Source organism: Stenotrophomonas sp. YJH_SMC_33, assembly GCF_059372295.1.
Window position 1 is genome coordinate 58,387 of sequence record NZ_JCAFVJ010000012.1, and the last position, 26,499, is coordinate 84,885.

27 protein-coding genes are annotated in these 26,499 nt (G+C 67.1%); 8 read left to right on the plus strand and 19 right to left on the minus strand.

Going from position 1 to position 26,499, the window contains the following annotated elements; genetic code table 11:
* Positions 1–125: 125 nt before the first annotated feature.
* The 9 genes from AC5P9W_RS16575 to AC5P9W_RS16615 form a co-directional block, all read right to left on the minus strand.
* Positions 126–617 (minus strand): dihydrofolate reductase, encoded by a 492-nt coding sequence (locus AC5P9W_RS16575; protein WP_111099038.1) that lies wholly within the window; start codon positions 615–617, stop codon positions 126–128.
* 5 nt (positions 618–622) lie between these two features.
* A complete protein-coding gene (locus tag AC5P9W_RS16580; RefSeq protein ID WP_111099037.1) occupies positions 623–1,417 on the minus strand; it encodes a thymidylate synthase in 795 nt (264 codons plus the stop codon).
* Positions 1,414–2,301, minus strand: coding sequence for a prolipoprotein diacylglyceryl transferase (lgt, locus tag AC5P9W_RS16585; protein WP_134732206.1), 888 nt, complete (start codon positions 2,299–2,301; stop codon positions 1,414–1,416). The genes AC5P9W_RS16580 and lgt overlap by 4 nt, the downstream gene beginning before the upstream one ends.
* A 51-nt stretch (positions 2,302–2,352) precedes the next feature.
* A complete protein-coding gene (locus AC5P9W_RS16590) occupies positions 2,353–2,847 on the minus strand; it encodes a TPM domain-containing protein (RefSeq protein ID WP_134732208.1) in 495 nt (164 codons plus the stop codon).
* Entirely contained in the window at positions 2,847–3,734 is an 888-nt protein-coding gene (locus AC5P9W_RS16595; RefSeq protein WP_021203181.1) for a TPM domain-containing protein, read from the minus strand. Before AC5P9W_RS16595 ends, AC5P9W_RS16590 begins: the two co-directional genes overlap by 1 nt.
* Positions 3,735–3,737: 3 nt before the next feature.
* Positions 3,738–4,358: a LemA family protein gene (locus tag AC5P9W_RS16600; RefSeq protein ID WP_012510094.1), complete on the minus strand. Its 621-nt coding sequence runs from the start codon at positions 4,356–4,358 to the stop codon at positions 3,738–3,740.
* Positions 4,359–4,919: 561 nt separating this feature from the next.
* Positions 4,920–6,080, minus strand: a complete 1,161-nt coding sequence (locus AC5P9W_RS16605; protein ID WP_197575277.1) for an MFS transporter — start codon at positions 6,078–6,080, stop codon at positions 4,920–4,922.
* Between the two features lie 226 nt (positions 6,081–6,306).
* Entirely contained in the window at positions 6,307–7,056 is a 750-nt protein-coding gene (locus tag AC5P9W_RS16610) for a TerC family protein (protein WP_019661110.1), read from the minus strand.
* 33 nt (positions 7,057–7,089) lie between these two features.
* On the minus strand, positions 7,090–7,485 hold the full coding sequence (locus tag AC5P9W_RS16615) for a diacylglycerol kinase (RefSeq protein WP_019661109.1): 396 nt from the start codon (positions 7,483–7,485) through the stop codon (positions 7,090–7,092).
* Between the two features lie 212 nt (positions 7,486–7,697).
* Here AC5P9W_RS16615 and AC5P9W_RS16620 point away from each other — a divergent pair, with 212 nt between their 5' ends.
* Positions 7,698–8,399: an SGNH/GDSL hydrolase family protein gene (locus AC5P9W_RS16620; RefSeq protein ID WP_019661108.1), complete on the plus strand. Its 702-nt coding sequence runs from the start codon at positions 7,698–7,700 to the stop codon at positions 8,397–8,399.
* A gap of 93 nt (positions 8,400–8,492) precedes the next feature.
* On the opposite strand, the gene AC5P9W_RS16625 is transcribed toward AC5P9W_RS16620, so the two are convergent.
* The 3 genes from AC5P9W_RS16625 to AC5P9W_RS16635 form a co-directional block, all read right to left on the minus strand.
* Positions 8,493–9,764: a sensor histidine kinase gene (locus AC5P9W_RS16625; protein ID WP_019661107.1), complete on the minus strand. Its 1,272-nt coding sequence runs from the start codon at positions 9,762–9,764 to the stop codon at positions 8,493–8,495.
* A 153-nt stretch (positions 9,765–9,917) separates the two neighbouring features.
* Positions 9,918–10,631 carry a response regulator transcription factor gene (locus AC5P9W_RS16630; RefSeq protein WP_002811889.1) on the minus strand — a complete coding sequence of 238 codons (714 nt, stop codon included), beginning with the start codon at positions 10,629–10,631 and terminating at the stop codon, positions 9,918–9,920.
* A gap of 87 nt (positions 10,632–10,718) precedes the next feature.
* On the minus strand, positions 10,719–11,363 hold the full coding sequence (locus AC5P9W_RS16635) for an arylesterase (protein ID WP_495219361.1): 645 nt from the start codon (positions 11,361–11,363) through the stop codon (positions 10,719–10,721).
* 75 nt (positions 11,364–11,438) lie between these two features.
* Between AC5P9W_RS16635 and AC5P9W_RS16640 the strand changes: the two genes are divergently transcribed.
* Both AC5P9W_RS16640 and AC5P9W_RS16645 read left to right on the plus strand, forming a co-directional pair.
* On the plus strand, positions 11,439–12,086 hold the full coding sequence (locus AC5P9W_RS16640) for an ABC transporter ATP-binding protein (protein ID WP_448140790.1): 648 nt from the start codon (positions 11,439–11,441) through the stop codon (positions 12,084–12,086).
* Positions 12,083–14,599, plus strand: coding sequence for an ABC transporter permease (locus AC5P9W_RS16645; protein WP_495219362.1), 2,517 nt, complete (start codon positions 12,083–12,085; stop codon positions 14,597–14,599). Before AC5P9W_RS16640 ends, AC5P9W_RS16645 begins: the two co-directional genes overlap by 4 nt.
* Before the next feature lie 81 nt (positions 14,600–14,680).
* On the opposite strand, the gene AC5P9W_RS16650 is transcribed toward AC5P9W_RS16645, so the two are convergent.
* The 7 genes from AC5P9W_RS16650 to AC5P9W_RS16680 form a co-directional block, all read right to left on the minus strand.
* Positions 14,681–15,094 carry a hypothetical protein gene (locus tag AC5P9W_RS16650; RefSeq protein ID WP_146256789.1) on the minus strand — a complete coding sequence of 138 codons (414 nt, stop codon included), beginning with the start codon at positions 15,092–15,094 and terminating at the stop codon, positions 14,681–14,683.
* Positions 15,088–15,618 carry a hypothetical protein gene (locus tag AC5P9W_RS16655; RefSeq protein WP_021203454.1) on the minus strand — a complete coding sequence of 177 codons (531 nt, stop codon included), beginning with the start codon at positions 15,616–15,618 and terminating at the stop codon, positions 15,088–15,090. The genes AC5P9W_RS16650 and AC5P9W_RS16655 overlap by 7 nt, the downstream gene beginning before the upstream one ends.
* Before the next feature lie 274 nt (positions 15,619–15,892).
* Positions 15,893–16,822 (minus strand): DUF6607 family protein, encoded by a 930-nt coding sequence (locus tag AC5P9W_RS16660; protein ID WP_227844924.1) that lies wholly within the window; start codon positions 16,820–16,822, stop codon positions 15,893–15,895.
* A 73-nt stretch (positions 16,823–16,895) separates the two neighbouring features.
* A complete protein-coding gene (locus AC5P9W_RS16665) occupies positions 16,896–17,495 on the minus strand; it encodes a ChuX/HutX family heme-like substrate-binding protein (RefSeq protein WP_021203452.1) in 600 nt (199 codons plus the stop codon).
* Between the two features lie 4 nt (positions 17,496–17,499).
* Positions 17,500–19,743: a TonB-dependent hemoglobin/transferrin/lactoferrin family receptor gene (locus AC5P9W_RS16670; protein WP_495219363.1), complete on the minus strand. Its 2,244-nt coding sequence runs from the start codon at positions 19,741–19,743 to the stop codon at positions 17,500–17,502.
* Between the two features lie 153 nt (positions 19,744–19,896).
* Positions 19,897–20,091 carry a hemin uptake protein HemP gene (gene hemP, locus AC5P9W_RS16675; RefSeq protein WP_005412278.1) on the minus strand — a complete coding sequence of 65 codons (195 nt, stop codon included), beginning with the start codon at positions 20,089–20,091 and terminating at the stop codon, positions 19,897–19,899.
* A 305-nt stretch (positions 20,092–20,396) separates the two neighbouring features.
* On the minus strand, positions 20,397–21,368 hold the full coding sequence (locus tag AC5P9W_RS16680) for an aldo/keto reductase (protein WP_031270250.1): 972 nt from the start codon (positions 21,366–21,368) through the stop codon (positions 20,397–20,399).
* A 193-nt stretch (positions 21,369–21,561) separates the two neighbouring features.
* Here AC5P9W_RS16680 and AC5P9W_RS16685 point away from each other — a divergent pair, with 193 nt between their 5' ends.
* The 5 genes from AC5P9W_RS16685 to AC5P9W_RS16705 all read left to right on the plus strand — a co-directional run bounded on the left by AC5P9W_RS16685 (position 21,562) and on the right by AC5P9W_RS16705 (position 26,466).
* Positions 21,562–22,860 (plus strand): NupC/NupG family nucleoside CNT transporter, encoded by a 1,299-nt coding sequence (locus tag AC5P9W_RS16685; RefSeq protein ID WP_019661098.1) that lies wholly within the window; start codon positions 21,562–21,564, stop codon positions 22,858–22,860.
* Between the two features lie 25 nt (positions 22,861–22,885).
* Complete coding sequence (locus AC5P9W_RS16690; RefSeq protein WP_019661097.1) at positions 22,886–23,851, plus strand: ribokinase; 966 nt, start codon at positions 22,886–22,888, stop codon at positions 23,849–23,851.
* A 149-nt stretch (positions 23,852–24,000) separates the two neighbouring features.
* On the plus strand, positions 24,001–24,432 hold the full coding sequence (locus tag AC5P9W_RS16695; protein WP_021203449.1) for a hypothetical protein: 432 nt from the start codon (positions 24,001–24,003) through the stop codon (positions 24,430–24,432).
* 147 nt (positions 24,433–24,579) lie between these two features.
* On the plus strand, positions 24,580–25,575 hold the full coding sequence (gene dusB, locus AC5P9W_RS16700; protein ID WP_227852451.1) for a tRNA dihydrouridine synthase DusB: 996 nt from the start codon (positions 24,580–24,582) through the stop codon (positions 25,573–25,575).
* Positions 25,576–25,638: 63 nt separating this feature from the next.
* A complete protein-coding gene (locus AC5P9W_RS16705) occupies positions 25,639–26,466 on the plus strand; it encodes a class I SAM-dependent methyltransferase (protein ID WP_019661094.1) in 828 nt (275 codons plus the stop codon).
* The last annotated feature ends 33 nt before the right edge of the window (positions 26,467–26,499 follow it).

Sequence of the window (26,499 nt, forward strand, 5' to 3'; positions counted from 1 at the left end):
GTCGACTATCGCGCGCAGCGCGGGTTTTTCGGGGGGCCGCCGAGAGCAGTCGACTAACAGTCGACTCTACCCCGTCGATATCCCCGTCGATATCCCCGTCGGTGTTTTCGTTGGTATTTGCGCGATCAGCGGCGCACGTAGTGCGCGAAGCGGAACGCGTAGACGTGGCGTTCGTCGGCCGGGTGCGGCTCGCTGCTGACTTCCCGCCAGTCCCGCATGTCGACTTCGGGGAAATGGGTATCGGCAGGCACTTCGGCATCGACCCAGGTCAGGTACAGGTCGCTGGCTTGGTCGAGCAGCTGGTGGAAGATCTCGCCGCCGCCGATGATGCACAGCTCGCGGGCGCCCTCGCCTTCGGCAATCGCCTTGGCCTCGTCCAGCGACGCCACCGCGCGCATGCCCGCGAACGGCACCTGGCCGCTGCGGGTCAGCACCAGGTTGGTGCGCCCCGGCAGTACGCGGCCGATCGACTCGGCCGTCTTGCGCCCCATCAGGATCGGCTTGCCCAGGGTGAGCGCCTTGAAGTGCTTGAAATCATCCGGCAGGTGCCAGGGCATGGCATTGCCCTGGCCGATGCCACGGTTGCGGTCCAGCGCCACGATCATCGACAGCTTCATGGCACTCACACCGCCACCGGCGCCTTGATCGCCGGGTGCGGGTCATAGCCGTCAATGCGGATGTCATCGAACCGGAATCCGAACAGGTCGGTCACCTCCGGGTTCAACCACAGCTTGGGCAGCGCGCGCGGTTCGCGCGCCAGCTGCTCGCGGGCCTGCTCGAAGTGGTTCGAGTACAGGTGCGCGTCACCCAGCGTGTGCACGAAGTCGCCCACTCCCAGGCCGGTGGCCTGCGCCACCATGTGGGTCAGCAGCGCATAGCTGGCGATGTTGAACGGCACGCCGAGGAAGATGTCACCGCTGCGCTGGTAGAGCTGGCAGCTGAGCTTGCCGTCCACCACGTAGAACTGGAACAGGTTGTGGCACGGCATCAGCGCCATCTGCGAAAGCTCGCCCACGTTCCAGGCGCTGACCACCAGCCGGCGCGAATCGGGGTTGCGCTTGATCTCGTCCACCAGCCACTGCATCTGGTCGATCTCGCGGCCATCGGCGGTGGCCCAGCTGCGCCACTGCTTGCCGTAGACCGGGCCGAGATCGCCGTTCTCGTCGGCCCACTCGTCCCAGATGCGTACCTGGTTGTCCTTCAGGTAGCCGATGTTGGTATCGCCCTTCAGGAACCACAGCAGCTCGTGGATGATCGAGCGCAGGTGCAGCTTCTTGGTGGTGACCAGCGGGAAGCCTTTGTTGAGGTCGAAGCGCATCTGCCAGCCGAACACGCTGCGGGTGCCTGTGCCGGTACGATCACCCTTCTCCGCGCCATGTTCCAGCACATGCGCAAGCAGATCCAGGTAGGCCTTCATGCCTTGCCCTCCGCAGCCATCACCGGTTGCGGCTGCAGCACGGGTGCGCGGCGCGACATCACCAGCAGCACCAGGCCGAAGGCGATCAGCGGCAGGCTGAGGATCTGGCCGCGGGTCAGCCAGTCGAAGGCCACGTAGACGCCGTTGTCGGGCATGCGTACGAATTCGACGGCGAAGCGGAACAGGCCGTACATCAGCGCGAACAGGCCGCCGACCAGGTAGCGGTGGCGCGGCCTGGCCGAGACCGTCCACAGCACCACGAACATCACCAGGCCTTCCAGCAGCGCTTCATACAGCTGCGAGGGATGGCGCGCGAACTGGTTCAGCGCGCCGGTGGCGAACTGCGCCTGCAAGGTGGCGTGGTCCAACTGGTTCAGCGGCGCCGGCAGGCCCGACGGGAACACCACGCCCCAGGTACCGTCGGTGTACTTGCCCCACAGCTCGGCGCCGATGAAGTTGCCGATGCGACCAAAACCCAGGCCCAGCGGCACCAGCGGCGCCATGAAATCCATGGTGTCGAAGAAGTGCAGGCGGTGCTTGCGCGACCACCACCAGCAGGCGCCCAGCACGCCCAGCAGGCCGCCGTGGAAGCTCATGCCGCCATCCCATACCTTGAACAGCAGCAGCGGGTTGTGCAGGAAATCGCCCAGCGCGTAGAACAGCATGTAGCCGATGCGCCCGCCCAGCACCACGCCGAGCATGGCGTAGAACAGCAGGTCGGAGAAGCCGTTGGCGTCGACGCCCGGCAGGCGACCGGCGGCGATGCGCGTGCGTCCCAGCAGCCAGGCAGCGGTGAAGCCCAGCAGGTACATGATGCCGTACCAATGCACCTTGATCGGCCCCAGCGAGAGGGCGATGGGGTCGATGTCGTGGAAATAGATCATGGAAGGTGCCTTGCGGTTGAACGCCTATTCTCGGGCCAGTGCCGCCCCGGCTCAACCAAGAAGCTGGGGCGAGTTCGGCAACGCGTCATCGTTCGACCGCGTCGAGGCCGGGAAGTGCCCTTCGATCAGGCTGGAAACCTCGTCGATGGCATCCTGCAGCGCTTCCACCGGATTGGAACCACGCAGGCCCTCGCGCAGATGGGTGCAGACCCGCTGCCACTGCGCCGGGCTGACCCGGCCATGCAGGCCGCGGTCGGCGACGATCTCGATGGCATGGTCGGCCAGCAGCAGGTAGATCAGCACGCCGTTGTTCTGGGCGGTATCCCAGGTGCGCAGGCGTGCGAAGGCATGCTCGGCGGCCTGCCTCGGGGTGACCTTGTGCCACAACGCGGACAGAGGCAGATCGGCCTCCACAGCGAACATCACCTGACCGCCGTGGCGCTGCTCACCGGCGGCGATGGCCTCGGTGATCGCCTGCAGCGTGGCTGGCGGGAACGCGCGACGTACCGACGGCGAACATACATGGCGGAACAGACGTTGGATCATCACCAGCCTCCCGAAGCACCACCGCCACCGGAACGGCCACCGCCGCCGCCCCAGCCGCCTCCGCCGCCGAATCCACCGCCTCCGCCAAAACCGCCCCCGCCGCCCCAGCTGCCACCGCCCCAGCCTCCGCCACCGGCGAAGCGCCCCGGATGCCCGGAGAGCATCGCCACGATCAGGCCGACCACGCCGGCCAGGCCACTGGCCAGCAGGGTGGAGGTGAACAGGAACGCCGCCACGGCTGCGCCAGCGCCGCCGAGCAGGCCACGCAGCGGGCGCGGCACGCGCGCGAACACGCCGCGCAGGATGCTGCCGGCGAACACGCCGATGAACAGCGCCAGGAACCAGGTGTCGCCGCCACCGCCGGGCTCGCGCCCGCGATGACCGCTGACCGGTGCGGGCAGCGTTTCGCCATCGATCAGCTTGACCAGCACGGCGGTGGCATCGGTGATGCCCCCGGCGTAGTCGCCGCTGCGGAAGCGTGGCACCAGGTACTCCTGGATGACCCGGTTGGCGATGGCATCGGGAATCGCGCCTTCCAGGCCGTAGCCCGGCTCGATGCGCACGCGCCGGTCGTCCTTGGCCACCACCAGCAGCACCCCGTCATCCACGCCCTTGCGGCCGATCTGCCACTGGTCGAAGACCCGCGTGGTGTACTGGGCGATGTCTTCCGGCTGGGTGGTGGGTACCACCAGCACCTGCAGCTGGCTACCCTTGCGCTGCTGAAGGTCAAGCGCCTGCTGTACCAGCGCCTGCTTCTGCGCGGCATCCAGCGTGCCGGTGGTGTCGACCACCGGCGAATCCAGCGCCGGAACCGGCGCCAGCTGCTGGGCGTGCGATGCCAGCGGCAGCCATAGCAGCAGGGCCAGCAGCGCAGTGGCCAGGCGCATGGGTCAGTGGCCCGGCTGCGGTGCCGGCTGCTGCTGCGGCGCGCTGCCGAAATCGACCGCCGGCGCGTTGGAGATCTGCGCTTCGTTGTCCACGGTGAAGTTCGGCTTGGTCTTGTAGCCGAAGATCTTGGCGGTGATCACCTGCGGGAACGAGCGGATGTAGGTGTTGTAGTCCTGCACCTGCTGGATGTAGCGGCCACGGGCGACGGTGATGCGGTTTTCAGTGCCTTCCAGCTGGGCCTGCAGGTCGCGGAAGTTCTGGTCCGACTTCAGCACCGGGTAGTTCTCGGTGACCACCAGCAGCCGCGACAGCGCGCTACCCAGTTCGCCCTGGGCCTGCTGGAACTGCTTGAGCGAGGCTTCGTCATCGGCGTTGACGTTGATCTGGCCGACACGCGAGCGGGCGTTGGTGACTTCGGTCAGCACGCGCTCTTCCTGGCTGGCAAAGCCCTTCACCGTCTGCACCAGGTTGGGCACCAGGTCGGCGCGCCGCTTGTACTGGTTGAGCACTTCGGACCAGCTGGCCTTGACCGCCTCATCCTTCTGCTGGATGGCGTTGTAGCCGCAGCCGGACAGCAGGGAGGCCAGCAGCATCAGGGGCAGGACACGGGTGAACAGGCGCATGGCGGAGGTTCCGGGTGGGCTTGGCGCCGAGCATGCCATGGTTCGGGTGAAAGACCGGCCATCGGGCGCCGCCCCCTCCGCGGTGTGGTCCAGCCAGCTCGGGGTGGGCCGGGAGGGTGGGTCGGCTGGGGGCCGCTGCAAGTACGTCCATGTAAGCTCGGTCGCCGCATCCATGCGGCTCACGCCCCCAGCCGACCCACCCTCCCGGCCACGGACAATTTCCTGCGCACCGCGGGAAGATCAAAAGAAAAATCAAAAGCAAAAGCCGGTTCTTCAGGCATTCGTGTCGACCAAGGTCGACACCTACCAAAGCAGAACGCCGTTCCGACCGATCGCGGCAATCTGTCGGAGGTGGGGCGGTGCGGGTTGGCAGGACCGTTGGCGCCATGGATGGCGCCATCGAGCCCCCATGGATGGGTTCACGGCATGTCCTGCCAACCCACACCGCCCCGCCCAACCCTCAGAAAACCAGCGCCGGCTGTTGCGGTTGCTGTCGCTTCGGCGGTTGCCTTCGCCTTTAGCGGGTGCAGGGCTGCAAGCCCTGCCGGAACCCCATATCACTCAGCAGGCCTCAGCCACCGCAGTGCGGCTACGCCCCAGCCATGCCAGCAGCAGGCCCGACGCGGCCAGCAGGCCACCGGCCACCGGAATCGCGGCGTAGCCCAGTCCCGAGCTGATCACCGCACCACCCAGCGCAGCACCTACCGCATTGCCCAGGTTGAATGCACCCACGTTGATCGACGACGCCAGGCCCGGCGCCTCGCTGGCCACCTGCATCACCCGGATCTGCAGCGGCGGCACGAGGGCGAAGGTCGCCGCGCCGAACAGCAGTACACCCAGCGCCGCGGTGGCGTGGCTCATGAAAGCCAGCGGCAGCACGAACATCAGCACCGCCAGGGCAGCCAGCAGGATACGGGTGGCGCCATCGAGCGACCAGTCGGCCATGCGCCCACCGATGCCGTTGCCGAAGGTGAAGCCGATGCCGATCAGGGCCAGCGCCATCGCGATGAAGGCATTGGAGGCGCCGGTCAACTCGGTCAGTACCGGTGCGACGTAGGTGTACAGCGTGAACATCGCACCCGCACCAAGCACGGTGGTGGCCATGGCCAGCAGCACCTGCGGCTGCAGGATCGCCTTCAGTTCGCGGCGCACGTCCGGGCGCGGTCCCGGTGCGGACGCGGGCAGCGCGAAGCCCAACGCAGTGATCGCGACCAGGCCCAGCGCCGCAGTACCGGCGAAGGACAGGCGCCAGCCCAGCTGCTGGCCGACCCAGGTCGCCAGCGGCACGCCGCCGATGTTGGCGATGGTCAGGCCCATGAACATGGTGGCCACGGCCGCAGCCTGCTTTTCCTTCGGCACCAGGCTCGCAGCGACCACCGCACCGATGCCGAAGAAGGCACCGTGGTTGAGGCTGGTGACCAGGCGCGACAGCAGCAGCATCCCGTAGTTCGGCGCCAGCGCAGACAACAGATTGCCGGCGACGAAGATCGACATCAGCAGCATCAGCGCGGTGCGCTTGCCGAAACGCCCCATCAGCAGGGTCATCACCGGCGCGCCCAGCATCACGCCCACGGCATAGGCGGTGATCAGCATGCCCGCAGTGGGGATGCCAACGCCGACGCCGTCGGCGATGACCGGCAACAGGCCCATCGGGGCAAACTCGGTGGTTCCGATGGCGAAGGCGCCAACGGCAAGCGCCAGCAAGGCGGCTCTGGAATTCATGGGGGAGTCCTGGGGGGCGGGAATCGGGAGTGCGTAGCCTGCGCGCTTTGCTGCGCCGGATTAAGCCTCGCCCCGGGAAAACACTGTTGATCCTGATTCACAAGTGGAGGCCGGAACGCAGCCAAAAGTGCAAAAACCGCAGTGCCGTTGCAGAGCCAACCTCCCCCACAACGCAGAACCCCCGGCATGCCGGGGGTTCTGAGGGACTCACACGCCTGTGGCGCGCTTACCAGTTGCCGGCACCCGGCACGTTGTGCTCGCGGGCGCGGCGGCGCATCAGCAGATTCAGCCACTCCACCAGCACCGAGAAGCCCATCGCGGCGTAGATGTAGGGCTTGGGCACGTGCACGTCCAGGCCGTCCAGGATCAGCACCGCACCGATCATCAGGATGAAGGCCAGGGCCAGCATCTTCACGGTCGGGTTGGCATCGATGAAGCGGCCCAGCGGGTTGGCGGCCAGCAGCATCACCATCACCGACAGCAGGATCGCGGCGACCATCACCGGGATGTGGTCGGCGATGCCGACGGCGGTGATCACCGAGTCCAGCGAGAACACGATGTCGATCACCGCGATCTGCGCGATCACGTAGCCGAACACGGCCGAGGCCTTGGTGGTGCTGGGATCTTCATCCTCGCCGCCGCTGATCAGCTCCTTGATCTCCATGCAGCCCTTGATGATCAGGAACAGGCCACCAACGATCAGCACCAGGTCGCGGATGGAGATGCCCATGCCGGCCACGGTGAACAGGTTGGCCGCCATGTGCGCCAGGTAGGCCAGCGACACCAGCAGCGCGATGCGGGTGATGCAGGCCACCGCGATGCCGAGCTTGCGGGCGAACGGGCGACGCTCTTCCGGCAGCTTGCTGACCGCGATGGAAATGAACACCAGGTTGTCGATGCCGAGCACGATTTCCAGCGCGCTGAGCGTGAACAGGGTTACCCAGGCATTGGGGTCGGCGAGGAACTCAAAGGACATGGAAACTCTTCAAGGCAGTGGGGGAATGGGGTTTCAGCCGTAGTTGCCGGCCAGCGCGTGCGGAACCACGACCAGCGCCCAGCACAGCAGCACGTTCATCATCAGCACGAAGACCGCCGCCGAGCCCATGTCCTTGGCGCGGCCGGCCAGTTCATGGATCTCGCTGCCGTAACGTTCGATCACCGCTTCGATGGCCGAGTTGGCCAGCTCCATCGCAAGCACCAGCAGCATCGAGCCGATCAGCAGCGCGCGTTCGACCGGCGTCTGGCCCAGCCAGATCGCGAGCGGCGTCAGCAGGATCAGCAGGTAGACCTCGAGCCGGAACGACGACTCGTGCAGCCAGGCAGCGCGCAGGCCCTGCCAGGACCAGCGGGCGGCCTGGAAGATGCGGCGCGGGCCGCGCGGCAGATGGCCGAACTGATCAGCCACGGGGCGAACATCCAGCAACAGGGACGCGGCGCAGCGACCGCTCAGACGCACGGCAGGGGATCATGGGCGCACAGGAATAGGCAGATGGCCGCCATTTTGCCACAAGGCCGCCCGCCGCCGCCCGGCACCGGCCCGGTGAACGGACTGCCAGGGGCAAGCTTCGACCTGCCCCAGCTTCTATCATGGTCGTCCCTACCCTGCCGGAGCGCCTGATGTCCCATCGCCGTACCTGCCTGCTGATGCTGGGCCTGCTGACCGCCGCCCCCCTTGCCCAGGCCCTGGGCCCGGCCAAGTCACCGCGGGTACCCGAACAGGTCTCCAACGTGGCCTGGGCCAGCGACATGGCCCACTTCGCCAGCGCCGACCAGGCCAGCCCGCCGCCGCGTGGCGGTATCGAGTTCATCGGCAGCTCCTCGATCCGCATGTGGGAGAGCCTGGCCACCGACTTCCCCGGCCAGCCGGTGTTCAACCGCGGCTTCGGGGGTTCGGAAGTGCGTGACAGCACCTGGTATGCCGATCGCATCGTGGTGCCGTATGCACCGTGCAAGGTGTTCTTCTACGCGGGCGACAACGACCTCAACAGCGGCCGCAGCGCCGTGCAGGTGCGCGACGATGTGGTTGCCTTCGTGCAGCGCGTGCATCGCGACCTGCCGAAGACCCGGGTCGAGTACCTGTCGATCAAGCCGAGCCCGTCGCGTGCGCATCTGCTGCCGGCGATCAACGAGGCCAATACGCTGATCAAGGCCGCCCTGGCCACGCTGCCCAACACCGGCTTCACCGACATCTACACGCCGATGCTGGGCACCGATGGCCAGCCGGATGCAACGCTGTTCCGCGAGGACATGCTGCACATGACCCCGGCCGGCTATGCGATCTGGACCAAGGCGCTGGCGCCGAAGGTCAACTGCAACTGAGGGACTGCGGACGCCGGGCATGGCCCGGCGCTACCGCAACCCCATCCACGCATGGCGTGGATCTACTGAATCACGGGCAATGGGGTCGGAGGATCAGCGGAAGATGACCGTGGCCTCCGTGCCCTGCCCTGGCTCGCTGGCCAGCCTGACCTTCCAGCCGAAGCGGTCGCACAGCCGGCGCACGATCGACAGGCCCAGGCCGGTGCCCTGCGGGCGGCTCGGCTCGGCGCGGTAGAACGGTTCGAAGGCCCGCGACAGGGCGTCGGCAGACATGCCGATACCGGTATCGCGCACTACCACCCGGTCGTTGTGCACATGCACGTCGATGCGCCCCTCGTCGGTGTAGCTGCAGGCATTGCGCACCAGGTTGCTGATCACCACCTGCAGCACCCGCGGCGGCGCATGCAACTGCACCGGGCCGTCGCTGTGCAGGTGCACCGACACCGGGCGAGACCCCAGCAGTTCGTTGGCATTGTCCACCTCGTAGCGGACGATGTCGTTGACGTCGAACAGCTCGATCTGCGGTTCGACATCGGCCTCGCGGGCCAGGATCAGGAACGCATCGATCACCGCCTCCATGTCGCGGCCAGCCCGCTGGATGCGCTGCAGGCTGCGGCGCAGGCGCGGCTGCAGGGTTTCATCGCCAAGGGCCATGTCGCTGGCGACGCGGATGACGGTCAGCGGTGTGCGCAGTTCATGGCTGGCGTCGCGGGTGAAATTGCGCTCGCGCGCCACATGCGCGCTGACCCGGTTGGCCAGCGAATGCAGTGCGGCCGCCAGCTGGCGGGTCTCGCCCTGCATGTCCGCCGGCAGCTTGTTCGGCTCCAGATCGGCCGCTTCGGGGTGGCCCGGGTCCCAGCGCGAGACGCGCCGTGCCAGCCAGTTCACCGGCGACACCAGGCGCTTGGAAGCCCGATAGGTCACCCAGCTGGCGCCATACACCGCCAACAGGGTCAGCAGCACCGGCACGATGCCGAACCAGAACGCCAGCATCTCCGCACGCGAACGCAGGAACACCAGGTACAGGCGACCGGCGGGGCGCACATCGACCAGCACCAGCTGGTCATCCTGAGGCAGTTCGTGGAAGCCGGGCTCCAGGTTGCGCAGGTTGGCCGGCAATGACAGCGCCGACTGCCCGCTTTCCAGCAGGTAGCCGCGGATGTTCTGGGTGTTGGGCGGCGGCTGCACCGGCGACGCCTCGTGCAGCGTCCAGTAATAGGCCGCTTCCTCGCGCAGGGCGGCGCCGACCAGGCTGTGCTTGATGACCAGCGACACCAGCCAGGCACCGAGCAGGATGCCCAGGCTGGCCAGGACTGCCTGCAGGATGAAGGCGATACGGATCTTGCGCGGCAGGCCGTGCGGCATTGCGGGGTCCCGGTCAGAGCGCTGCGATTATAGGCAGCGCGCTGCGCCGTAGTCGTGCACGGACGCTGACCGGCGGCAGCGCCGGCCGGTCATCCGTGCCCGATGCGGGGTCGTTGCCCGGCCGGGCCTGATGCTGCACCGGCCCGGCCCCGATCAGGCCATCGGCTGTGCGATATCGGCAATGCGGTAGCCGGCGCTCTGCACGGTGTGCAGCAGCGGACGGTCGAACGGCTTGTCGATGATCTTGCGCAGGTTGTACAGATGGCTGCGCAGCGTGTCCGAGTCCGGCAGGCCATTGCCCCAGATCTCGCGTTCGATCTCCTGGCGGGTGACCACGCGCGGCGATTCGCGCATCAGGATGGTCAGCAGGCGCAGGCCGATCGGCGACAGCTGCAGCTCGGTACCGGCACGGGTGGCCCGCATGCTGACCGGATCGAGCACCAGGTCGGCGACCTTCAGCACCTCCGAACCCACCTGGCGACGTTCGCGGCGGATCAGCGCGCGCAGGCGGGCTTCCAGCTCCTGGATCGCGAACGGCTTGGTCAGGTAGTCATCGGCGCCGAACCCGAGGCCGGTGAGCTTGTCGTCCAGCGTGTCGCGTGCCGTGAGCATCAGCACCGGGGTGGACTTGCGCGCATCGTTGCGCAGGCGACGGCACACTTCGATGCCATCCAGGCGCGGCAGCATCAAGTCGAGCACCACGACGTCATAGCTGTTCTCCGCCGCAAGGCGGTAGCCATCCAGGCCGTCCTGTGCATAGTCGACTTCGAAGCCGCGACCTTCCAGGTATTCGCCGATCATCTCGGAGATGTTGCGGTTGTCTTCGACCACCAGCACCAAGCCGGAGGTCTCCTTCGTCTGACGCATGTGATTCCCTCTAACTTCAGCTTTGTGAAACATGCCGGATCGACGGTGGACGCGATGTGAAGTTCCGTCAAGAGGGTTGTAAATCGTTCAGAGCAGGGGCCGCAGGAGCGGCCAGACGTTGTCCAGCACCCTCGGTTGCGCCTGCGCCGTGGGGTGCAGGCCGTCGGCCTGCATCATGCCCGGCTGCAGGGCCACGCCCTCCAGCAGGAAGGGCAGCAGCGGCACCTCGTACTGCGTGGCCAGCGCCTTGTAGGCCGCAGCCAGGCGCTGGCGATAGGCCGGCCCGTAGTTGGGCGGTACGTCGATGCCCAGCAGCAATACCTTCGCGCCGGCCTTCTGGCTGGCCTGCACCATCTTTTCCAGGTTGCCCTGCACCTGCGCCGGGGTCAGCCCACGCAATGCGTCATTGCCGCCCAGCGCGATCACCACCACCGTCGGCTTTTCCTTCGCCAGCAGGCCCGGCAGGCGGGTCAGCGCGCCGGCGGTGGTCTCGCCGCTCATGCTGGCGTTGACGATGCGCGCCGGGGTTTTCGACTGCTGCCTGACCCGCTGTTGCAGCAAGCTGACCCAGCCGGCGTCGGCAGGGATATTGTGGGCGGCACTGAGGCTGTCGCCGAGCACCAGTACGGTGCCGGCCGGACCTTTGGCACAGGCCAGCCCTGGCAACAGCAGCAACCCTAGCAGCAGCACCATCATCGCGCCGGCTCGCCGGCTCCATCCCGTCTTGCGCATTGGAGTCTCCTCATCGACAGCCTGTCCCCCCGCAGCGCGCCCGTCGCCATCGCCGTCGACCAGGTCGGCAAATCCGTGCAGGGCCCGGAGGGTGAAGTCCACATACTGGACAACATCACCCTGACCGTCCATGAAGGCACCAGCGCGGCCATCGTCGGCGCCTCCGGTTCGGGCAAGACCACCCTGCTCGGCCTGCTGGCCGGGCTGGACCTGCCCAGCCGCGGCCGCATTGCGCTGTCGGGCCAGGATCTGGGCGACCTCGATGAAGAAGCGCGGGCCCAGCTGCGCGCGCGCGAGGTTGGCTTCGTGTTCCAGAGCTTCCACCTGCTGCCGGCGCTGACCGCCGCCGAGAACGTCGCGCTGCCACTGGAGCTGGCCGGACGCGAGGACCGCGCGCGGGTGGACGAGGTGCTGGCGCAGGTGGGCCTGGCCCATCGTGCCCGCCACTACCCGCGCCAGCTGTCCGGCGGCGAGCAGCAGCGCGTGGCACTGGCACGTGCCTTCGTCACCCGCCCGCGCATCCTGTTCGCCGACGAACCGACGGGATCGCTGGACCATGCCACCGGCCAGCACGTCAGCGACCTGCTGTTCGAACTCAACGCCGGCAGCGGCACCACCCTGGTGCTGGTCACCCACGACATGCGCCTGGCGCAGCGTTGCCAGTACATCCACCGCATCGATGACGGCCGCCTGCTGCCGGTCGAGCGCGGAGCCCAGGCATGAACCTGCTGCGGCACGCGTGGCGCGCGCTGCGTCGCGAGGCCCTGGCCGGTGACCTGCTGACCGTGTTCGCCGCACTGGTGCTGGGCGTGGCGGTGATGACCGCAGTGGGCACGCTGGTGAACCGGGTCAACCTGGCACTGACCGGCAGCGCGGCGGAAATGCTCGGTGGCGATCTCGGCATCGCCGGGCGTGATGATCCGCCGCAGGCATTCGCCGACGAGGCACAACGGCGTGGACTGGCGCATACCCGCATCGCCAGCTTCGGCAGCGTGCTGTTCAACGGCGATGCCAGCCAGATGGCCAGCATCAAGGCGGTGCAGGCGGGCTATCCACTGCGCGGCACGCTGCGGGTACGGGCCACGCCCGGCGGTACGTTGATCGCCGATGCCGGCATGCCGCCCAAGGGCCAGGCCTATGCCGACCCGCGCCTGTTGCAGGGACTGGGGCTGAAAGCCGGCGATGACCTCGAATTCGGCGCCGGCACGCTGCGCATCGCCGGCATCATCGAGGCCGAACCGGATACCGGTGGCGACCTGCTGACGCTCTCCCCCACCCTGCTGGTCAACCGCGCCGATGTGGAAGGCACAGGCCTGCTTGGCCCCGGCAGCCGCATCAACTACCGGCTGATGTTTGCCGGACCGGCCGATCAGGTTGCCGCCCTGCGCCAGTGGCTGCTGCCGCAGGTCAAGGGCCTGCGCCTGCTGAGCGTGGACGACACCCAGCGCGGCGTGCGCCAGGCGTTCGATCTGGCCGGGCGCTTCCTCGGCCTGAGCGCGCTGCTGGCGGTGCTGCTGGCCGGTGTGGCCACCGCGCTGGCGGCCAACCGCTTCGCGCTGCGCCGCATCGACCAGGTGGCGATCCTGCGCTGCCTGGGCGCGCGCCAGCGCGACATCCTGCTGGGCCTGGCGCTGCAGCTGCTGATGCTGGCGGTGCCGGCCTGCGCGCTCGGCATCGGCCTGGGCATGGCTGCGCAGGAAGGCCTGGTGCAGGTACTGGGCAGCCTGGTGCCGCAGCGGTTGCCGCTACCCGAGGCAATGCCGGCGCTGACCGGCGCCGGCATCGGCCTGTTGCTGCTGTTCGGTTTCGGCCTGCCGCCGCTGCTGCGCCTGCGCGGGGTGCCGCCGATGCGCGTGCTCAACCGCTCCTTCGCCGCCCTGCCCCCGGCCTCGCTGCTGGCCTACGTAGCAGCGCTGGCGGCCAGCCTGCTGCTGGCGGTGCAGGTGACCGGTGATCTCAAGCTGGCGCTATGGGTGCTGGGCGGCCTGGCCGCGTTGGCGGTGGCGGCCGGCGTGGTCGGTTTCGTGCTGCTGCAGCTGCTGCGCGGCCTGCAGCACCGTCTGCACGGCCACTGGCGGCTGGGCCTGGCGGCGCTGACCCGGCGCCGGATGCTGGCGGTGATGCAGCTGGTCGGGCTGTCGCTGTCGCTGTGCGCGCTGTTGCTGCTGGCGGTGACCGGCCCCGGCCTGCTGCAGCAGTGGCGCGAACGCCTGCCCGCGGATACGCCGAACTACTTCCTGATCAATATCCAGCCCGGACAGCGTGACAGCGTGCTGGCCGCGCTGCGCGGACTGGGGGCCAACGACGCCAGCATCGAACCGATGGCGACCGGTCGCCTGATCGCGATCAACGGCAAGCCGCCGCTGCGCGTGGATCGCTCGCCGGACCAGAGCGGGCAGCCGGCGTCAGGCGAAGCCCAGCGCGATGACGACGACGAGAACCGGCCGTTGAACTTCAGCTGGCGCAGCAGCTTCCCGCCGGCCAACACGCTGATGAACGGCACCTTCTGGACGCCCGACAGCACGGCGGCGGAGGCGTCGGTTGAAATCGGCTGGGCCAAGCGCTACGGCGTGTATCCGGGCGACCGCATCACCATTTCAGTAGGCGAGCAGGAGCGCGAGTTCACCGTCACCAGTGTGCGCAAGGCCGACTGGAACACCTTCCGGCCGAACTTCTTCGTGCTGCTGAATCCCAATGCGGTGGGCGACACCCCGCACAACCTGCTGTCGGCGTTCCATCTGCCGGCCGGCAACGCGGCTGGGCTGGGCGAGCTGGTGCGCGCGCAGCCCAACCTGTCGCTGCTGGACGTGGACGCGGTGATCTCGCAGGTGCGCGATGTGATGGAGCGGGTCGCGCAGGCGGTGCAGCTGGTGATGGTGTTCAGCCTGCTGGCCGGCGTGCTGGTGCTGCTGGCCGCACTGCAGGCCACGGCGGGCGAGCGCCGCTACGACAGCGCGGTGCTGCGCACGCTGGGCGCGACCCGGCGCCAGCTGCGTGGCGCGGTGCTCGTTGAGTTCGGCGCACTGGGCACGCTGGCCGCGTTGCTCGCGGTGGGCGCGGCGGCCGTCATCGGCGTGGCAGTCTCGCAGAAGGTGTTCGAGCTGCCGTTGCTGCCGCCGTGGCCGGGCCTGCTGATCGGCGGCGTGGTCGGCATCGGGCTGAGCCTGCTGGCAGGCTGGTGGGGTACGCGGGCGATCCTGCATACGCCGCCGGCGTTGGCGCTGCGCGAGGCCTGAGGCGACCGTGACACGCTGCGGGTGGGGCCGGCTGTACGCTGCGCGCCCCACCTGAGCGCATCCACACATGGCGTGGGTCTACTAACGAGTGGCCGGGATGATGGACGCCTGTTGCTGCGCCCAGGCCACGGTCGCGCTCATCGCGCGCTGCACGCCCAGAAGCGTTATGAACAGGCAGAGCTCGTCCTTCTCCTCATTATCCCCTACCCGCTTACGGACTTCGCTGTATTCAGGCGGGCTGCCGAAAATGACGACCCGGATGATGTTGCCGCTGGGCAGGTGCTTGGCGGAGAAGATCGGGTTGGCACCGCGATCCTTAGTGCCATCGACGAAGAACGTGTTGTAGTGCGGGCTGCGGAAGTCTTCAATGCGCAGGCTTGCCGCGTTGATTCCCGTCATGAAGTGGTCGTGGATATGCTGTTCAAGACGATCGTAGACCTGCGGGTCGGACAAATAGGTATCGAACATCTGGCGTTCTGGCACGACCATCAGCAAGCCTCGTTTCCATGCATTGGAATCGCAAAGACACGAACAACTTCGTAACCGGGAGGGCCATCAGTGCGGCTTTCGCAGAAGCGAAAACCCGCGAGCAGGCCAGCATCTTCGACAACGGAGCGCACGGCGTCGATTTCCGTCGAGGTGTTGCTGCCACTTTCGTGCCAGCGCCGGGCTCCAAATGCGACCCCCTCCGAACCTGGATAGTAGAAAACGTTGGGGAGCAGCACGCCCTCTTCCGCATACAGCTCGAAATCGGTGAAGCTCAATGCCAGAAACATCTTCGCTCCGGCTGGATCGCGTGCGCTGCCGGCAATACGAACGGTCGCCAGAACATGCATGCAGAGACTGAACAGATAAGCCGATGTCCATCGAGGCCCAAGACGCGCGAGCAGCCCGTCTATCCGCTGGGTTCGCGAAACAAGTGCGGCTTCCTCGAAGTCATCGATTTCGAGAAAGAAGCTGTCGATATCATCGCAGGCTTCGCCGGACAACATCTGACTGCACAAGGCGGAAAGCTTCATCTGCGGCGACGTTCAATGACTGCGTGGGCGGCCACCCTACCCCATGCGCAGAAGCCGGAAAGCGGACTCGGACAAAATACAGCGAAATGCGTCATGTTTATACGCACAAGGCACCAATCCGTCCGGCGACGCGCGCAGACACCGAATCGCGTCACCACCGAAAGCGTGCCGAGCAAGCTCGGCACCTACCAAGAGCACATGGACGGACCGCCAAAGCCACGCCATGAGTGGATGCGGTTGTGGAGTCGAGCACAGCTCGACTCCACACGCGGCCTCAGTTCGGCGCCTTTTCCACGTACTTGGCGAACACCTCGTCGATCTGCTTGTCCTTCACCTTTTTGCCGGACTGAATCGCTTCGGCCTGGGTGAACAGCGGAATGATCATCGCCATGCCATCGATCCTGGTCTTCAGGTGCACGCCCGGGGCCTGGCCGAGGAAGCCGTCCCAACGCTGGCGCACCTTGGCCCAGTAGCCGGCAGTGGCCTTCCAGTAGTCACGCGCCGGGGTGAAGTCGACCTCGGTGGTCTTCACGTAGTCGTTGAAGCCGAACTCGCGGGCGATCTCCACCTGGCTGCCGTCGGCGTTGCGCTGCACCTTGGTGTTGAACTGTTCGTGGGTCCAGCCGTTCGGGGTCAACGTGTGGCGGTTGATCACGGCCAGCGCGTTGTAGTCGCTGCGCTTGGTGTACTCACGGCGCGGCAACGGGCGCCAGCTCAGGTCGCTGGTCCAGCTCGGCACGTTGTTGGTGTAGGTCCAGGTGCCGGTGCCGCAGTAGCGCGGTGCGTCGCTCACTTCATACACGCACTGGGTCCAGGCGCCCTGGTTCACCGCTGTGGGAATGCTGCGCACCTTCCATGTCTGGTCGGCACTGAACTCGAAACGGTTCGGTGCCTCGTACACCCAGTCCTGGCGCCAGTGCTTGGTGATGTGGCCGCTCTTTTCATCCAGCAGCAGGTGCTGCAGCACGATGCGCTTCGGCGTGTCCTCGACCACGATGACCACTTCGCTGCCACCGCTGCGCATCGCCGGGGCGCGCTCGTAGCCGGGCTTCAGCAGCACGGTCTCGTCGAATGCGAAATCGACGGTGTACTCGCCCTGCAGGGCAAGGATGCTGTCGTGGTCGCGGGCGACGTCGGAGGGCTGCGCGCTGGCCACGCCGCCGGTGGCGAGCAGCAGCATGGCGCTGGCTGTCTGGAGCTTCATCGGGGTCTTCCTTCAGGGGTGCAGATTCATTGAGGGGCCATCCGTGGCCAACGGGCGTTCCATCAGGAGAGGGTCACAGGCGGATCAGCGGCAGGTCGCCGGGAATCCGTGGCGCCGGGCGCCGGGCGGCGTCGGCACAACAACAGTCGTCGATCACCAGTTCGCCTTCAGCACCTTCCAGGCGTGCGATGCGGCGGGCGGTGGCCGCGCCCAGCGAGGACAGGGTCGACAGGCTGGCCGCCAGGGTGCGCCCGTCGTCGGCGGCGTGCAGGCGCAGCGCACACAGGCGCCAGCGCTGGCCGCCGAGATGGCCGGCCAGGCGCCGCCACAGCCGTTCGCCGACGCTGCCATCGCTGTCGTGTTCCGGTCCCGGCGGCAACGCGGCCACCAGCCGGTCCCAGGCCAGGAAATCGCTGTCCGGTAGCAGATACAGACGCCACACGCAGCGGCCGCGGCCATCGAGGAAACACAGGCTTTCGCGCAGGCCTTCACTGTCCACGCCCTGGCAGGCGTGCACGCGTACGGCCTGGCGCCAGCCACCCAGCTCGTTGCCGTCGGCGTGGTACAGGCACAACACGGTGCCGAGCGTGGCCAGCTGTGCCGGGGTCGGCCAGGCCGCGCTGTTCGGCGCGGCGATGGAGTCATTCCTGCGTGCGGACAAGGCTCGGCTCATGAGATCACCAGGAAACGGCAAGGCTGGCGGAGAAGGTGCGGCCCGGGCTGCTGAAACGATCGCTCAGTGCGCGATCGGTGATCAGGCTCGGGGTGATCGACGACCATTCGATGTAGCGCTTGTCGGCCAGGTTGAACACGCCGACATTGAAGGTGGCACCCGGCGCGAAGTTCCAGTGCGCCATCAGGTCCAGCACGCCGTAGCCGGCCGGCTGGTAGACGAACGGCGCCGGTGCGTTCGGATTGGTCTGCGCCGCAGGCGGCGGCAGGCGCTTCTTGCGCTGCACGAAGGTACCGGCCAGTTCGACGCCCCAGGTATCGGTGTCGTACATCAGGCCCAGCGTGCCACGCAGCGGATCGACCGAGGCCAGCGGTTCGTCATCGGTCCGGTTGTCACCACGCGACCATGCCAACGCACTGCGCAGCGCCCAGCCCTTCAGCGCCGGGCTGAGTTCGCCAAACTCGATGCCGGCCTTCATTTCCACGCCATAGATGCGCGCGTCGGCGATGTTCTGCGACTGGAACACGGTCAAACCCTGCGCGTTGCGACCGGTATCGACGTTGGACTCGATGAAATCCTTGTAGTCGTTGTAGTAGCCGCTGACGCTGACGTACGCCGCCGGCGCGATGAAGCGCAGGCCCAGTTCGTAACCGTCGCTGGTTTCGGGCTTCAGGTCCGGATTGGCGATGGCGGTATAGCGGAAGGCGACATTGGTCAGGCCGATGTTGACGTCGTTGTACGGCGGCGAACGGAAGCCACGCGCATAACCGGCGAACAGCGACCATTCGTCGGTAAAGCGCCAGACCATGCCCAGCTTCGGCGACACGCTGGTCTTCTTCAGCTGCGCCACGGCCGTGGTCGGGTTGTCTTCGGCGAAGACGCTGTCCACTTCCGGCTTCAGCTCGTAGCGGTCCACGCGCACGCCCGGCACCAGCGACAGCCTGCCATCGGCAAAGCGCATCTCATCCTGTGCATACAGGCCCAGCTCGGTAGTCTTGCTGATCGGGAAGTCACGAACCGGGAAGGTGTCCGGCAACACCGTGTTGCTGACCACGCCCGCCTTGCTGACCTGGTAGCCGTCGCGCTTCTGGCGGATCTCGGTACGGGTGCCTTCGAAACCGTAGGTCACTGCGTGCTCGACGCTGCCGGTGGTGAACGCCTTGTTGAACTGCGCCTGCAGGCCATAGGCATGCTGGTCGAAGGAGAACACGCGGTGGCGGCGGGTGCCGTCGGTGCGCGTTTCGTCGGTCTGCTGCCGGGTTTCGCTGTTCTGCGCGTACACCTGCCAGTGCAGGCTGTCGGCGAACGGCTGGTCCAGCGCATCCATTTCGTGGGCGAAAGAGACGCGGTTGCGCTTCTGGGTGTCGTGGGACTTCATGCCAGTGGCCGCAGCCATCGCGCCGGGGCGCGGTGCAACGCTGGCGATCGCCGACAGCACATTGGTATCGGTGGTGTCTTCGTTGCCTTCCACGGTCAGGCGGAAGCGCTGGTCCTCGCTCGGTGCATAGACCAGCTTGCTGAGCAGGCTGCGGCCGTCGCGATCCTGCGGATTGGACGCGGTGCGGGTGCCGTTGTCGCTGCGCACCGTGCCCTTGTTGTCGGTTTCCTGGCCCTGGTGGTGGTTGACGTTGACCAGGCCGCTCCAATGGTCACCACCAAAGGCCGCCGTGGCACCGCCAAGCAGGCCCTTCCACTCACCGTCGTAGCCGAACTTCAGGCCTAAGTAGCTGTTCTTGCCGTCCTTGAGGTAGTCGGCCGGGTCCTTGGTCACGAACGCGACCACGCCGCCGAGTGCATCGGAGCCGTACAGCGGGCTGGCCGGGCCACGCACGATCTCGACGCGCTTGAGCGTATCGAGGTCGGTGAAGTTGCGGTTGGAACTGGCGAACGAACCGATGTCGAACCGGGTCGGCATGACGATGCCGTCGGTCTGGATGCGCACGCGGTTGCCGTCCAGGCCACGGATGCGGAAACCATCCAGGCCGAAGCGGGTCGCGCTGCGGGTGACCGACAGGCCCGGTTCGTAGCGCACCAGATCCTTGATGTCCTGCACCAGGTGCCGGTCCATCTGCTCACGGTCGATGACGTCCACGGTGGCCGCCACGTCGCTCAGCGCCCGCTCGGTGCGGGTGGCGGTGACCTGCACCCGATCGAATTCGCGCGCATCGGGGGCAGCAGTGGCAGCAGCGTGGGCGGACAGCGGCAGCGCCATCCAGACAGCAAGGCAAAGGGCGGTATGGCGGGTCATCGGGTTCGTTCGGTCAGGCAGGGGAACCCCCGGTTACCGGCGCACCCGGAAGGTGCACGCGGTAGACCGAGGGGGAGAGAGCGGGAGCGGACGGGTCGCCCACCCTGTCGGCGCTGCCGGCAGGAGGGAGGGAGGCGGGCGACCAGGCCGCGATTACTTGGTCAGGATCAGCTTGTCGTTGCTGGTGTGCCGCAGGCGATAGAAACGGTCGCCGTGCTGGATCAGGATTTCACGACGGCCCTTGAGCAGGGCTTCGCTGTCGATGACCTCTTCCGGCGGAACGACACGGACCGGACGATCGCGGAGGGTCAGCGTTTCGGGGCGCAGCAGTACAGGTTGAGCATTCATGAGCATCTGGACTCGTGCGAGGGACGAGTTAAATGATAATGATTCTCAGTTGACAATCAACAACCATTCTCAATTTCATTGGTGAGATTAATGATCGAATTCCGTAATTCGATAGATCGCATCAATTAAATGGCGAAGCAGGTGTGTAGAGTCGACTGTTGGTCGACTGCTGTTGCTCGAAGCAGTCGGTTATTCGAAGCAGTCGACTAACAGTCGACTCTACCGTTCCCGTTCCTGTTCCCGTTCCTGTTCCCTCGGCCAAGCCGGCCCGACCGAGGCCCCCGAGGCCCGGTCGGCCCCGGGGTTCAGGCGAAGACGGCTTCGACCTGCGCCCAGCCGGCGGCGTCGACCTGCTCCAGCACCTCCAGTGCCTGCAGGTTCTGCAGCAGCTGGCTGACCCGGCTGGCGCCGAGGATCACGCTGGAGACATTCGGGTTGCGCAGGCACCAGGCGATGGCCAGCGTGGCCGGCGCCTGCCCCAGCGCACGCGCCACCTCGCTGAAGCGGCGCACCTGGGCCAGGCGGGCTTCGGCGTCGGCACCCAGCACCAGGTCCTGCAACCACTGCATGCCTTCCCGGCCCAGCCGCGCATCGGCCGGAATGCCCTGGTCGTACTTGCCGGTGAGCAGGCCCGAGGCCAGCGGCGAGAAGATGGTGGTGCCCAGTCCGGCGCCGGCATACAGCGGCGCGTACTCGACCTCCACGCGCTCGCGGTGCAGCAGGTTGTACTGCGGCTGCTCCATCGACGGGCCCTGCAGGTTGCGCGCCTGCGCGATGTCCAGCGCCTGCTGGATCTGCACGGCCGACCACTCCGAGGTCCCCCAGTAGAGGATCTTGCCCTGCCGCACCAGGGTGTCCATGGCATGCACGGTCTCGGCGACCGGTGCGTCCGGATCCGGGCGGTGGCAGTAATAGAGGTCCAGGTAATCCACCCGCAGGCGCTTGAGCGCGGCGTGGCAGGCATCGGTCACATGCTTGCGCGACAGGCCGCGCTGGGTCGGCCGCGGGTCCTTGGCGCTGCCGAAGAACACCTTGCTGGAGACGCAGAAACCGTCGCGCGGCAGGCGCAGGTCGGCGATCACATCGCCCATCACCTGTTCGGCGCGGCCGTTGGCATAGCCCTCGGCATTGTCGAAGAAGTTGACGCCATGATCCCAGGCGGCCGCCACCAGGTTGCGGGCCTCGTCGCGCGGGATCTGGTCACCGAAGGTCACCCAGGCGCCGAAGGACAGGGCGGAAATCGGCAGGCCGGTGGAGCCCAAGCGACGGTATTGCATGCGAATCTCCTGCTGCGGGCCCGCATCCGGGCCGGGATCGAACTCCATTCTACCTGCCGCCGCCGGCCGCAAGCCCTTGCCGTTGCTGGCCCGATCGGTACCGTTGGGTGCGCGCACGCTGCTTTTTCTTGCCCCGGCCCCTGCCCTGCACTAGGCTTCCCGTTTTTCGCGACGCCCCAGGGGAGTCACTCACATGGTCGAAGGTTTGGGCAGGATCGGCTTCGGCCTGTTCGGGTTGGCGGTGCTGATCGGCATCACCTGGTTGTTTTCCAACAACAAGCGTGCAGTTGACTGGAAGCTGGTTGCCACCGGTATCACCCTGCAGATCGCCTTTGCGGCGCTGGTGATCCTGGTGCCGGGCGGGCGCGACGTGTTCGATGCGCTGGGCAAGGGCTTCGTCAAGATCCTCAGCTTCGTCAACGAGGGCTCGGGCTTCATCTTCGGCTCGTTGATGGACACCAAGAACTACGGCTTCATCTTCGCCTTCCAGGTGCTGCCGACCATCATCTTCTTCTCGGCGCTGATGGGGGTGATGTACCACCTCAACGTCATGCAGGCGATCGTGCGCGTGATGGCCTGGTCGATCACCAAGGTGATGCGCGTGTCCGGCGCGGAAACCACCAGCGTCTGCGCCAGCGTCTTCATCGGCCAGACCGAGGCGCCGCTGACCGTTCGCCCGTACATCGCCAGGATGACCCAGTCCGAACTGCTGACCATGATGATCGGCGGCATGGCGCATATCGCCGGCGGCGTGCTGGCGGCCTACGTGGGCATGCTGGGCGGCGGCGATCCGGCGCAGCAGGCTTTCTACGCCAAGCACCTGCTGGCGGCCAGCATCATGGCGGCCCCGGCCACCCTGGTCGTGGCCAAGCTGCTGATTCCGGAAACCGGCACCCCGCTGACCCGCGGCACGGTGAAGATGGAAGTCGAAAAGACCTCCAGCAACATCATCGATGCCGCCGCTGCCGGCGCCGGTGACGGCCTGAAGCTGGCACTGAACATCGGCGCGATGCTGCTGGCCTTCATCGCCCTTATCGCGCTGCTGAACGCGCCGCTGACCTGGGTGGGCGAAGTGACCGGCCTGGCCGCTGCCATCGGCAAGCCGACCAACCTGTCGACCATCTTCGGCTATCTGCTGGCCCCGATCGCCTGGGTGATCGGCACGCCGTGGGCCGACGCCACCACCGTCGGCTCGCTGATCGGCCAGAAGGTCGTGATCAACGAGTTCGTCGCCTACACCGAACTGTCGCAGATCGTGAACGGCCAGATCCCGGGCGTGAGCCTGTCCGCCGAAGGCCGCCTGATTGCCACTTACGCGCTGTGCGGCTTCGCCAACTTCAGCTCGATCGCGATCCAGATCGGCGGTATCGGTGGCCTGGCGCCGGAGCGCCGCCACGACCTGGCCAAGTTCGGCCTGCGCGCGGTGCTGGGCGGTACCATTGCCACCTTCATGACGGCGACCATCGCCGGCGTGCTGACGCACTTCAGTTGAACCCCTGGTTGAGAAAAGATTTCCTATGAGCAGCAGTGTCGTTGTCGTCGGTTCCTTCAATGTCGATCACGTGTGGCGGTGCGAAACGCTGCCGGCACCGGGTGCGACCATTGCCGGCCGCTACAGCACCGGCCCCGGTGGCAAGGGCTTCAACCAGGCCGTGGCGGCCTGCCGCGCTGGTGCGGACACCCACTTCGTGTGTGCGTTGGGCGATGACGCCGGTGGCGCCACTGCGCGCGAACTGGCTGCGCACGATGGCTTCGCGCTGATCGCCGAGGCCAGCAGCGAGCCGACCGGCACCGCCGGCATCTACGTCGATGCCCGTGGCCGCAACACGATCGTGATCGGCCCCGGCGCCAATGCCGCGCTGGGCACCGATTTCCTGCAACAGCAGCAGGCCCTGCTGGCCGGTGCCAAGGTGGTGCTGGTGCAGCTGGAATCGCCGGTGCAGACCATCGAAGCGGCGCTGGCCACGGCCCGCGAGGCCGGTGTCACCACCGTGCTCAACACCGCGCCGGCCGATGCGCCCTCGACCATCGGCCTGCTCAAGCTGGCCGATGTGATCACCCCGAACGAGACCGAGTTCGCCGCCCTGCTCGGCCGCCATGTCGGTGAGCGCGTGGACGCCAACGACGTCGCCGCGCTGGATGGCGCCAGCCTGCACGCGCTGTGCCGCAAGCTGGTCGGCAACGGTACCGTGGTGGTGACCCTGGGTTCGGTGGGCGTGTTCGTCTCGCACGCCGACGAGAACCTGCGCGGCGACACCCAGCCGTACTACCGCGTCGGTGCCGAACAGGTGCAGGCCATCGACACCACCGGTGCCGGTGATGCCTTCAACGGTGCGCTGGCTGCGTCGCTGGCACAGGTGGCCGATGCACCGTTCGCCCGCCACGTGCGCTTTGCCAACCAGTTCGCCGGTCGCTCGACCGAGAAGGAAGGCGCTGCAGCGGCGATGCCGCGCTTCACCCCGGCCGACGCCGAAGCCAAGTAATTCCACGCCACGCGTGGATGACAAGGCCCGGGTGCACAGGCACCTGGGCCTTTCTTTCGCCCATTGCCCAGCCCCTGCGACCGCCTGTCGCATTGCCCACATCCTGCCTCTCGCTCACGATCCGCGCAGCTTCCTTGCACGGGCAGGACATGGACGGATTCCCCTGGTTGCTGGTCGCGGCCGCAGGCAGTGCCGCCGCGGCGCTGCTGCATATCGGCTGCATCGCCTTCGGCGCCGCGTGGTACAGGTACTTCGGTGCCGGCCAGCGCGTGGTCCGGCTGGCACAGGCCGGGCATTGGTGGCCACCGCTGATGACCGCCGGCATCACGGCCGTGCTGGTGGCCTGGACGCTGTACGCACTGGCCGCTGCGGGCTGGCATTCGCCACTGCCGGCCAGTCGTCTGGTCCTGTCGGGCATCGCCCTGCTGTTGCTGCTGCGCGCCGCGATGGGCTTCGGGCTGGCGCTGCTGCGGCCCGGCTACAACGGCCGGCGCTTCTGGATGGTCAGTTCACTGGTCTGCCTCAGCCTGGGGCTGGCCTTCGCCCTGGGTACCCGCCAGGCCTGGCAGCGCCTGGGGTAGCCGCCCACCTTCGCCCGCCCTTGGGGGCGGCGGAAGCAACCGTCAAGCATCTGCTGATGCCGGTACGGCATGAGGTCGGTGCCGATCGGCCTGAACCGGGGCGCAGCCGATACGGCCGCGTCGCTGTCGGCGCCCTACAATGGGCGCATGCAGATCGGCCCGTACACCATTGCTCCGAACGTCGTGCTGGCGCCCATGGCCGGCGTCACCGACAAACCCTTCCGCCTGCTGTGCAAACGGCTGGGCGCGGGCTTGGCCGCCTCGGAAATGACCATCAGCGACCCGCGCTTCTGGACCACGCGCAAGTCGATCCACCGCATGGACCATGACGGCGAACCGGCACCGATCAGCGTGCAGATCGCCGGGACCGAGCCGCAGCAGCTGGCCGAGGCCGCGCGCTACAACGTCGACCACGGCGCGCAGATCATCGACATCAACATGGGCTGCCCGGCCAAGAAGGTGTGCAACGCCTGGGCCGGCTCGGCGCTGATGCGCGACGAGCAGTTGGTGGCGCGCATCCTCGAAGCCGTGGTCAACGCGGTGGACGTGCCGGTCACGCTGAAGATCCGCACCGGTTGGGACTGTGACCACCGCAATGGCCCGCTGATCGCGCGCATCGCCGAGGACAGCGGTATCGCTGCACTGGCCGTGCACGGCCGCACCCGCGACCAGCACTACACCGGCCAGGCCGAGTACGGCACCATCGGCGAGATCAAGGCCGCACTGCGCATTCCGGTGATCGCCAACGGCGATATCGATTCGCCGCAGAAGGCGGCCTACGTGCTGAAGGAAACCGGCGTGGACGCGGTGATGATCGGCCGCTCCGCACAGGGCCGGCCGTGGATCTTCCGCGAGGTGGCGCACTACCTGGCCACCGGCGACGAACTGCCACCGCCGTCGTTGGCGGAAGTGCGCGACATCCTGCTCGGCCACCTGCATGCGCTGCATGCGTTCTATGGCGAGCCGCAGGGCGTGCGCATCGCGCGCAAGCACTTGGGCTGGTATGCCAAGGACCGGCCGGAGAACGCCGCCTTCCGCGCCGTGGTCAACCGTGCCGAAGACCCACAGAGCCAGATCGCGCTGACCACCGAGTACTTCGACCGCCTGATCGCCGGGGAACCGGCGCTGCCTTCGGCCGCCTGACCGCCCTGCCGCGTCGCAACGTCGAGCCTGCTCGACCGAATTGAACTCCGAGAGCCCGCCTCCATGACCCCGCCGATCTCCTCTCCCACCTACCTCCACGGGTTTTCCGGCACCGAGCAGCAGCGCCTCATGACCCAGGCCCGGCTGCTGGAATCGAGCATCTTCGGCCAGATCGACTACAGCGGCGCGCGGCGCCTGCTGGAAGTCGGCAGTGGCGTTGGTGCACAGACCGAGATCCTGCTGCGCCGCTTTCCCGAGCTGCACGTGACCGGCGTGGACCTGAGCGAAGCGCAGCTGGCTACCGCACGCGAAAACCTGGCGCGTACGCCATGGTGCAGCGACCGCTACACCCTGCAGCAGGCCGATGCCGGCGAGCTGCCGTTCGAGGCCCGCAGCTTCGACTCCGCGTTCCTGTGCTGGGTGCTGGAACACGTGCCGTCACCGGCGCGCGTACTCAGCGAAGTGCGCCGCGTGCTGGCACCGGGTTCGCCGGTGTACATCACCGAGGTGATGAACGCCTCTTTCCTGCTCGATCCGTATTCGCCGCACATCTGGCGCTACTGGATGGCGTTCAACGATTTCCAGTACGACCATGGTGGCGACCCGTTCGTCGGCGCCAAGCTGGGCAACCTGCTGCTGGCCGGCGGCTTCCGCGACGTGCACACCGAGATCAAGACCATCCACCTGGACAACCGTGAACCGGCGCGCCGCAAGACGATGATCGCGTTCTGGGAGCAGCTGCTGCTGTCGGCGGCCGACCAGCTGCTGCAGGCCGGCTCGGTGGACGAGGAAACCGTGGAAGGCATGCGCCGCGAGTTCCGCCTGGTGCAGAACGACCCGAATGCGGTGTTCTTCTATTCGTTCGTCCAGGGCCGCGCCACGGTGTATTGATCCGGTGTTCTGCTGCCGATCGAGGCCGCAGAG